This is a genomic window from Variovorax glucosi (assembly GCF_051216695.1).
Taxonomy (GTDB): Bacteria; Pseudomonadota; Gammaproteobacteria; order Burkholderiales; family Burkholderiaceae_C; genus Variovorax.
In genome coordinates this window covers 1-1,780 of record NZ_JBPJZE010000034.1, presented here as the reverse complement: position 1 = coordinate 1,780, position 1,780 = coordinate 1, and the positions used below count along the sequence as shown (strand labels likewise).

2 protein-coding genes and 1 pseudogene are annotated in these 1,780 nt (G+C 63.7%); all 3 read right to left on the bottom strand.

Annotation, left to right across the window (positions count from 1 at the left end):
- Nucleotides 1-398 (bottom strand): annotated as a pseudogene (locus tag ACSFA3_RS22530) (PCRF domain-containing protein); the annotation flags it as partial.
- 70 nt (nt 399-468) lie between these two features.
- Nucleotides 469-1,218: an SIMPL domain-containing protein gene (locus tag ACSFA3_RS22525; protein ID WP_435468097.1), complete on the bottom strand. Its 750-nt coding sequence runs from the start codon at nt 1,216-1,218 to the stop codon at nt 469-471.
- Between the two features lie 144 nt (nt 1,219-1,362).
- Nucleotides 1,363-1,780 (bottom strand): MetQ/NlpA family ABC transporter substrate-binding protein (locus ACSFA3_RS22520; protein ID WP_435507711.1); only part of this gene is annotated, 418 nt, incomplete at its 5' end.

Below are 1,780 nucleotides of genomic sequence, written 5' to 3'. Positions count from 1 at the left end.
CGACAAAGGCGTTCAGCGGATCGGCCGGGTTGTTGAACATCCGGCGGAATTCGAGTTGCTTGATGTCGGCTTCGAGCGTGGCGGCGTCATCGGCAATGGCCTGCAGGCCGTCCATGTCGCCGTCTTCCTTCGACATCTCGAAGAGTTCGGTGTTGTCCGAGAGCCCGTTGGTGAGCCGGTCGAGCGTGACGACCACGTCGTCGAGCGACTTCTTTTCCTTGCCCAGTTCCTGGGCCTTCTTCGGGTCGTTCCAGACGTTGGGATCTTCGAGCGATGCGTTGACCGTCCTCAGACGTTCGGCTTTGGCATCGTAGTCAAAGATACCTCCGTAAATCGACCGTACGGACGCTCAGGTCCGCGAGCATTGCGCCGATTTGGTTGATCTGTTCTGCGTCCATGGGGTGTCCTGACTGTGTTCGGGGAAACCGGGCATTTTCTCACGGGCCGGAAAGTGCCCCCGCGGCGGTGCTATTCGAGCTGGAAGTCGACGTTGATCGTGGCCGTGACGCTGATCTGGCCCACCGAAAGGTCGCCGTCCGCGCCTTCGCCCTGGCCCTCGGAGCGCGGGGCGGACTGGATCACGTTCTGCTGCATCATGCTTTGGTCGCCCCGGTAGCGGGCGCTCCAGCCACCCCAGTTCCAGCCGGAGTTTTCGCTGATCCGTATGGCCTTGCCGCGCTTCACGCCCAGCTGGGAGGTCAGCGCATCGGCTTTCTCGCGCGCGGCCACCGCGGCCAGCTCGCGGGCCTTGTCGCGGTGCTTGCGCATGTCGGAGTTGCGAAACTCGATGTTCTCGACCTGGTTGACGCCCACCCCGTACAGGTCGGTCAGCAGCGGCTCGAAGGTGTCGAGCCTGGTGATCTTGATGCCGATGCTCTTGTGGGCCCGATAGGCCACGGGGACGGTGCGGCTGACCCGGCTGTCGAACTCCGGCTCGACCTGGATGAAATTGAGCTGCACGTTCTTTTCGGGGATGCCGTAGCGCTGCTTGATCAGCGCGAGCGCCTTGGCCACGCGGTCGCTGTTGTCGCGGGTGGCCGTTTGCAGGTTGGCGTCGCGGCTCTCGACGCCTATCGTCAGGAACACTTCGTCGGGCGCTACACGCACAGCGGCCGAACCGCTCACGCTGATCTGGCCCGGCAATTGCGCAGAAGCAGCGCCGGCGCCCAGCAGCGCCAGCAGGCCGAAGCCAGCGGCGAGGATGTGTCGGGAAAACATGGTGCGTACCCTCCGGAATGGATGAAGCCCGGAAGATACCTTCAGATACGTGTCAGCAGTAAAAAGCCCTCTGGGCGTGGCGTGGGCGCACAGAGGGCAAGGGGGCAAGAAGTAAGGGGGAGCGTCGTCTGTCGGATCAGCGCCTCAGAACGCCGGCACGAGCGAGCCCTTGAACTGCGTCTCGATGAAGCTCTTCACTTCGGGCGACTGGTAGGCCGCCACCAGGCGCTTGGCCCAGGGCTTGTCCTTGTCGGCGCGGCGCACGGCGATCAGGTTGGCATACGGGCTCTTCGGCGATTCCTTGATCACGGCGTCCTTGTTCAGTGACAGGCCGGCCTTCTCGGCGTAGTCGTTGTTGATGGAGGCAATGGTCAGGTCGTCGAGCGAGCGCGGCAGCTGGGCTGCATCGAGAGCGACCAGCTTCAGCTTCTTGGGGTTCGTCACCACGTCCAGCGGCGTGGCCGTGTTGTTCTTCACCGCCTCGGGCTTCAGCGTGATCAGGCCGGCCTGCTGCAGCAGCAGCAATGCGCGGTTGCCGTTCGACGGGTCGTTCTGGATGCCG

Coding starts and splice junctions, on each gene's coding strand:
- ACSFA3_RS22525 (WP_435468097.1), bottom strand. CDS start 1,218: ATGTTTTCCCGACACATCCTCGCCGCTGGCTTCGGCCTGCTGGCGCTG.